Raw genomic sequence first — 6,993 nt, 5'->3', positions numbered from 1 at the left:
TCAAAATTGTATAATTACGGAATAATCTTACAATATATGAAAATCTACGGGTATTGCCAAATTTTTAACCACTTATCTTATTGGTTTTTAGTGAAATAAGTGATTATTTACCGAAGTGTTGTTACTACTTTTTATAAAAAAATAATTCGTTCTTTTTTAGTTTGGAATCGCAACACTTTTCATAAATTTATCAGTAGCAAAGAAAGGGAATACATTGGCGAATTTCCGAACAAACAAGTAGCTAAATTCCTGATTACATGAAACAGTGAATGCGAATTTTGATTAATGAATTATAAGGCTGTACTTTTACTACTGATCATGGTAGGGTATCGAATAACTCAAAAACGGTGAAAAATGAATGTCCAAAAAAGAACATCGAGTACCCTACTTCGTTTTTGGAAACTGCTCGGCCCGGGACTTATAACCGGTGCCAGTGACGATGATCCTTCAGGAATTGCTACCTATTCCCAGGCTGGAGCTGCGTTTGGTCTCTCCACCTTATGGACGGCGCTTATCGCTTTTCCTTTGATGGCTTCGATTCAGCAAATGTGTGCCAGAATTGGCTTGGTTACTTCACTGGGTTTAACAGGAACTCTTAAAAAAAATTATCCAAAACCTGTTTTGTACCTCATGTTACTATTTAGTTTTCCCGCAATTGTAATGAACATTGGGGCTGATATTGCAGCAATGGGTGCAGTAGGCAATTTATTGTTTCCCGCTATTGAAGCTACTTTTTTTAGTGTTATTTTTACCATCATTCTGTTGGTATTGATTGTCTATTTGCCGTATCAAAAAATTGCTTCAACGCTTAAATACCTCTGTCTTGTTCTTCTGGTATACCTCATTGTACCCTTTTTATACAAACAGGATTTGTCCGAAATACTCAAAGCAACATTTATTCCCAGTATAGCATTCAACAAAGAGTATATCAGTATTCTTGTCGGCATTCTTGGAACAACTATATCTCCTTATTTGTTCTTTTGGCAGGCAGCGATGGAAGTGGAAGAAATGAAACACAAGAAAAAGCATTTGATGGTGAACAAAAGAATAATTCACGATATGAAAGAAGATGTCGATTTTGGGATGTCTTTTTCTGGTCTGGTCATGTTCTTTATTATTCTTACTACCGGTACCGTTTTATTCAAAAGTGGAATTCATCAGATTGAAACGGTACAGCAGGCGGCAATGGCGTTAAAACCGTTAGCGGGAAATTCAGCCTATCTTCTTTTTGCAATTGGAGTTATTGGGACGGGCCTTTTGGCTATTCCCGTTTTAAGTGGTTCCCTTTCGTACATTATTACCGAAACTTTTGGTTGGGAACAAGGTCTGGACAAAAAATTTCATGAAGCAAAAGCATTTTATATTGTTATTGCAATTTCATTGATATTAGGCTTATCCTTGAACTATATTGGTATTTCGCCAATAAAAGCACTGTTATATACTGCAATCCTTTATGGCTTGACTGCTCCGGTATTAATTGCCATAATTCTTCATATTTCAAACAACAAAAATGTTATGGGAGCATTTACAAACGGAAGAACTGCAAATATTCTGGGGGCTACAGCATTCATTATTATGACAGTTGCCGCTGCAACTTTAATTTACCTGCAAGTATTGGGATAATTAAAATAAAAACGCTAAAAAAGAATCATGCCCCATCATAAGGCTTTATCAGTTTTAGTTGTTTTAGTTGTTTTTAGTATACTTCCGATCCAACCCGTATAATAAAAACCGGAACAGTCTAAAGAAAAATTTAAATCAATAAAAATGAGTAAAATGTTTTTCCTTTTTGTAAACTAAACACAATAAAGTGGGCAATACAATCAAAAGTAAAGGCATCGCAATTATAAATCCTCCGATTACTGCAATAGCAAGCGGCTGATGTAATTCTGAACCCGTTCCAACGCCTATTGCAAGCGGAAACAACGCTATAATTGCTCCTAGTGCAGTCATTAATTTTGGGCGCAATCGTGTTGAAATAGAATAAATTATGGATTCATTGACATTTTGTGTCAGTTTGAATGTTTCTCTAAATTGCAGAAAAGTAAAAATAGCATTCTCACTGATAATGCCAACTATCATAATAATTCCCGTATAACTCCCTACGTTTAATGGCGTTTGTGTTATAAAAAGCAAAATATAGCTTCCCGAAATTCCCAATACTGAAATTAAAAGAATTACCAATGCCACTCTGAAATCTCGAAATAAAAATAAAATAACACCAAAAACCAATAATGATGAAGCGATTAAAATCAGTAGTAACTCCTTGAAAGATTGCTGTTGCTCTTTATAGGCTCCCGCGTATTCTATATAATAACCACTTGGCAAATGGATATCGCCAGTAACTTGTATCTGAATATCCTTCATGACACTTCCCAAATCCCTGTTATCAAGTCTACCGGTCACCACACTGATCATCTGAAGATTTTCACGTTCTATTTCAGCGACTCCTTTTTGAGCTGAAATAGCAACTAAACTTGAAATAGGAATGGCTTGTCCATTTGGTAAAAACAATTGCAATTTTTTAATGTCTTCCAAACTTCTTTTTTCTGAATTTTTATAGATTAATCTGATGGGAGTTAATCGTTCATTTTCTAATAAATTTCCAATAACATTCCCTTCGAGTGCCGTTTGCAACTGAAACTGCAAGTCGGCTGGCGTGATCCCATATTGTGCTAACTGACTGTAGTTGGGCACAATATTTACTGATGGCCCAGCCAAAACAATACCATCAAAGACGTCGGCTGTCCCTTTTACTTTTTCGACTATTACAGTTACTTTTTTGGCTATTTTCTGCAATTCTGCCTGGTTAGCTCCAAATATTTTAACTTCAATTGGTGATACTGAGCTCATTAAATCACCCAACATATCCCCTATTACCTGTCCAAAATCAATACGTAAAGCGGGCTGAGTCGCTTCTACCTTTTGTCTGATTTCATCAATGATAGCATTACTACTTTTACTTCGCTCTTTTTTTAACTGAATCAAATAGTCCCCGCGATTGGGTTCCGTTATAAAAAAACCCATTTGCGTTCCTGTTCGGCGGCTATACGCCTGCACTTCAGGTATTTTTACAATTATTTTTTCTACTTCTCTGAGCATTCTGTCGGTTTCTTCAAGGGAAGTTCCTGGTGGACTTTCATAATCCAAAATGATACTGCCTTCATCCATTTCCGGTAAAAAACCAGTTTCTAAATTGGGCAGAATAACAAAAATAGAAAGCACCAGAATAATACAAAATGAAATACTAATTATTGGTTTCCCAATAAAATAAGCCACCCAACCCTGAGTTTTTACATCATGTATCGCAGTTTCACTTTTCGTTTCGGAATTATTTTCTTTTTTCGAAAGCAATAAATATACCACCGGAAGTAATAACCAGGTCACAAAAAAGGAACAGATCAAAGTGATTATCATGGTATCCGTTAGCACCTTAAAATACGAACCCGCTACACCACTCATTAAGACAAAAGGTATAAAAATCACAATCGTACTTATGGAGGAGCCAACCATTGCCGGGAATAGATAGTGAATCGCTTTTTGCAAAAGCGAAACAGTGGGCTCATCAGGATGTTCTTCGTGCGTTCTGTGAATTTGTTCTACCACTACAATCGCATCATCAATAATCAACCCTAAAGCCGCTGCAATAGCTCCTAAAGTCATAATATTGAACGTTTGCCCGGTTATATACAAAACTATCAATGTTAACCCTAAAGTAACCGGAATAGTAATCAAAATAGTAGCGCTCGCTTTGACCGATTTCAAAAATAAAACAGCAACAATTATGGCCAGCAAAAGCCCTATTAACAAACTGTCCGTTACACTTTTTACCGCATCGTTTACAAAACTGGCCTGCTCATAAAAGGGAGTGATTTTTATGTTTTTCGGAAGGATTTTTTTTAATGATTCCAGTTTCACACTCATCGCCTGCGATAGTGCAATCAAATTTGAATTGGGTTGTTTGAGAACAGCAATAAGAATACTTTCCTTGCCATTCGCATTTATTTTTATGTATTCTTTTGCTTCCCGTATTTCAACAGTTGCGATATTTTTTAAGGTTACAATACCTTTTCCGTTATTACGAATGACCAAATTTTCGAGTTCGTCCTTTTTATCAACCTGAGCATCTGTAATGGTGAGATATAAATAACGATAATCCGATAAATACCCATTGGATTTAATAAAATTAGTTTGACTTAAAACCTGAGTAACTGCATCTGGCGTAATTCCCAATGCTGTCATTTTAGTAAAATCAAGTGACAACCAATATTCTTTTTCTTTTCCGCCAATAATCCTGATCTCGGAAACACCATCAATTTGAGAAAGGAAGGGTTTGATGGTATAATTGGCTATCTTTTTGAGTTCAATAGCCGAGATTCCTTTTCCTTCTATAGCATATCCAATTACCGGAAGAATGGAAGGATTCATTTTTTCAACAGAAATTTGTGTATCAGGCGGAAGATTATTCTTTATCTGATTGATTTGCTCCTCTATTCTGGTTTTACTTAGATCGATATCCGCTTTCCAATCCATGAATGCCGAAATTTCACAACTTCCCCTGCTGGTTGTACTTCTGACCGTTTTTAAATCCTGCACTTTTTTTATGGCATTTTCCAATGGTTTTGTGACCGTAATCATCATTTTATCAATCGGCTGTTGTCCCGCATCGGCTATGATTTTTATTTTTGGAAAAGTAATCTCCGGAAACAAACTCGTTTGCATTTTAGAATACGCGAAAAAGCCTCCCAGAACAATTAGAAAAATTAGGGCACTCAACCCGTTTTTATGTTTGACAAAAAAGTTATTCATTTCAATCTGCTTTTTTCACTTTTACTTTAATTGTATCCGCAACACCATAATTCCCAGAAAGTAAAATTTTATCTTCAGGAGTTAAAACAGGGGAAAGAATTTCTACTTTATCCGGCGTTTCCAGCCCTTTTTTAATCGGTATTTTTATGGCCGTATGGTCATTAATCAGTTTCATAATCCAAAAATCCGTTTCCGTTTCATTACTAAGAACAGCTGCTTTTGGCAATGAAACAGTTTTCAGATTTGAACTTTTATTAATTCTGACTTTTACAATTAAATTCTCTGGAATATCATGGGTACCAATGACTTTTAGAATCACACTTTGAGTTTGCGAAGTGGCATCGACGGTCGGCATGTATTTTTGAACTTTCGTTTTTATCAAAGTACTATCCGGTAAGATTACTGATAGTTCTTCACCGATGGAAACATGTTTTTTGAACTCATAAGGCAAACTCAGTACGATGGCAAAACTATTGGCATCATTAATTGTTACTAATGCATCACCATCCTGAACATAATCGCCTTGTTGCGCATTTACCGAGGTGACAAAACCATTTGTATTTGCTCTTACTTTTATGGCTCCGCCAAAATTTAAACTTGGATCAATTTTATTAATCGTATTGCCTAATACTTTTGCCTCTCGGGTTTTTATAGAAAATAATACTGCCCCATTGGAAACATAATCATTGGAAGCTACGTTAACTGAATTTAAATAACCGGTGGCATTTGCTTTTATAACATTTTTGACCAGATAGGTTGCTGTAGCATTTAAATCAATGTAACTCTGAATGGAACTGGTATCGATTGTCGTTAACGTTACAGGAACACTCGCATCAATGAGTTTTTCCCCTTCGTTTTTATTTTTGCAGGAAATAAACAAAAGCGTTACCAGGATAAAAAACAAAATTGGTTTTTTCATAGAATTAGTCATTAAAACTCCAATAATTAATTTCGTTTATAATTTGAAGTTTGTTGCTATTATTTTGGGAAACGGCATTTTTGATTGCTATTAAATTGCCTACTGCAATACTGTATTCGGTGATTTGTGCATCTCCGGTACGCAATAATTTTTTATTGGCTTCAATTAATGCGTCAGCGATAAGAAGTTGTGATTGCAACTGCATATCAACGTCGGCCGATTGTTTCAATTTCAAATTCAACAGCAATAATTGTTGTTTGTATTGCTTGTTGAAATTATTTTTATAGGCTAAAGTAGTGGCTAATGCGGCATCATTTTTTTGATGTTGCAACCTGCGTTGGTTTCCGTCATAAATAGGAATTGACAGTCCTAAACCCACGCTAAATCCAAAATTTTTATACGCCTGAAAAGCAAAACTGGAATTGTAACCCGCATCTCCCAATAAAGACAAGGATGGTTTATAACCGTAATCAATGAATTTATTTTGATTCTGAAGTTTGAGGCTGTCCACTTCAAATTGTTTCAAAAAAACTATTTTATCCGAAGGTTGCCTATTTTTCAAAGTGATCTCAGGCTTTTTTAAATTGATAAAAGTCGTATCGGTTTCACCTGAAAGATAATTCAGCAAAGCCAAATCATTTTGATATTGCTGTTTTAATTGCATTAAGACTAAATCCTGTTGCTTCACCGTTGCAGTAAAAATCAAATAATCTGTCTGTCTATAAACTGCATTTTGGGTTAATTTTTTTAGAACGAGTGTTTCTTGCTTTAACAGAGCTGCAATTTTCTGGTTGAAACCAATTTGTTCTGCACTTGCGGAAGCCGAAATGTATTGCGAAATAATGGCTTTGTTTAAATCCTTTAAAATGATTTTTTGATTCAGAACCAACGCTTTTTTAATAAGCTGAAATGAATTTGATTGCGAATCCATTCTATTTTTACCAATTATCTTTTGATTAACACCTACCAAACCCGAAACGGATTGCCCATTACTTAAGACCGTATCATAGCCAAAACCATTAATTACCGGTGCATAATTAGCATTAAAATTTCCGGTAATTTGTGGTTTATAAAAGGCCCGGTTCAATAAACTGTCCAATGTTGCCGATTTTATTTGGTTGCTGTAGTCTTTAAGTAAAGGAGCGTTATTTTGTGCTTTAATAAGGAAGTAATCCAAATCTTTTTCTTGTGAAAAAGATTTGAAAAAAATCAAGATTAGTAGTAAAAGCTTCCATTTCATAGCATAAATTTATATAAAAAGAATG

4 protein-coding genes are annotated in these 6,993 nt (G+C 35.2%); 1 reads left to right on the top strand and 3 read right to left on the bottom strand.

Translation table 11 applies throughout. From position 1 onward, the window contains the following. Nucleotides 1–354: 354 nt before the first annotated feature. On the top strand, nt 355–1,623 hold the full coding sequence (locus ACNQGH_RS20740; protein WP_417957926.1) for an NRAMP family divalent metal transporter: 1,269 nt from the start codon (nt 355–357) through the stop codon (nt 1,621–1,623). 135 nt (nt 1,624–1,758) lie between these two features. Here ACNQGH_RS20740 and ACNQGH_RS20735 read toward each other — a convergent pair whose 3' ends face one another. Genes ACNQGH_RS20735 through ACNQGH_RS20725 form a run of 3 tightly spaced genes read right to left on the bottom strand, consistent with a single transcriptional unit; the run spans nt 1,759 to nt 6,968 of the window. After that, nucleotides 1,759–4,809 (bottom strand): efflux RND transporter permease subunit, encoded by a 3,051-nt coding sequence (locus tag ACNQGH_RS20735; RefSeq protein ID WP_417957925.1) that lies wholly within the window; start codon nt 4,807–4,809, stop codon nt 1,759–1,761. 1 nt (nt 4,810) lies between these two features. Continuing rightward, nucleotides 4,811–5,728 carry an efflux RND transporter periplasmic adaptor subunit gene (locus ACNQGH_RS20730; RefSeq protein ID WP_417957924.1) on the bottom strand — a complete coding sequence of 306 codons (918 nt, stop codon included), beginning with the start codon at nt 5,726–5,728 and terminating at the stop codon, nt 4,811–4,813. Nucleotides 5,729–5,732: 4 nt separating this feature from the next. After that, nucleotides 5,733–6,968, bottom strand: a complete 1,236-nt coding sequence (locus ACNQGH_RS20725) for a TolC family protein (RefSeq protein ID WP_417957923.1) — start codon at nt 6,966–6,968, stop codon at nt 5,733–5,735. Between the last annotated feature and the right edge of the window lie 25 nt (nt 6,969–6,993).

The sequence above is a fragment of the Flavobacterium kochi genome, from assembly GCF_048286715.1.
Taxonomy (GTDB): Bacteria; Bacteroidota; Bacteroidia; order Flavobacteriales; family Flavobacteriaceae; genus Flavobacterium.
This window is presented reverse-complemented; position numbering and strand designations above follow the sequence as displayed.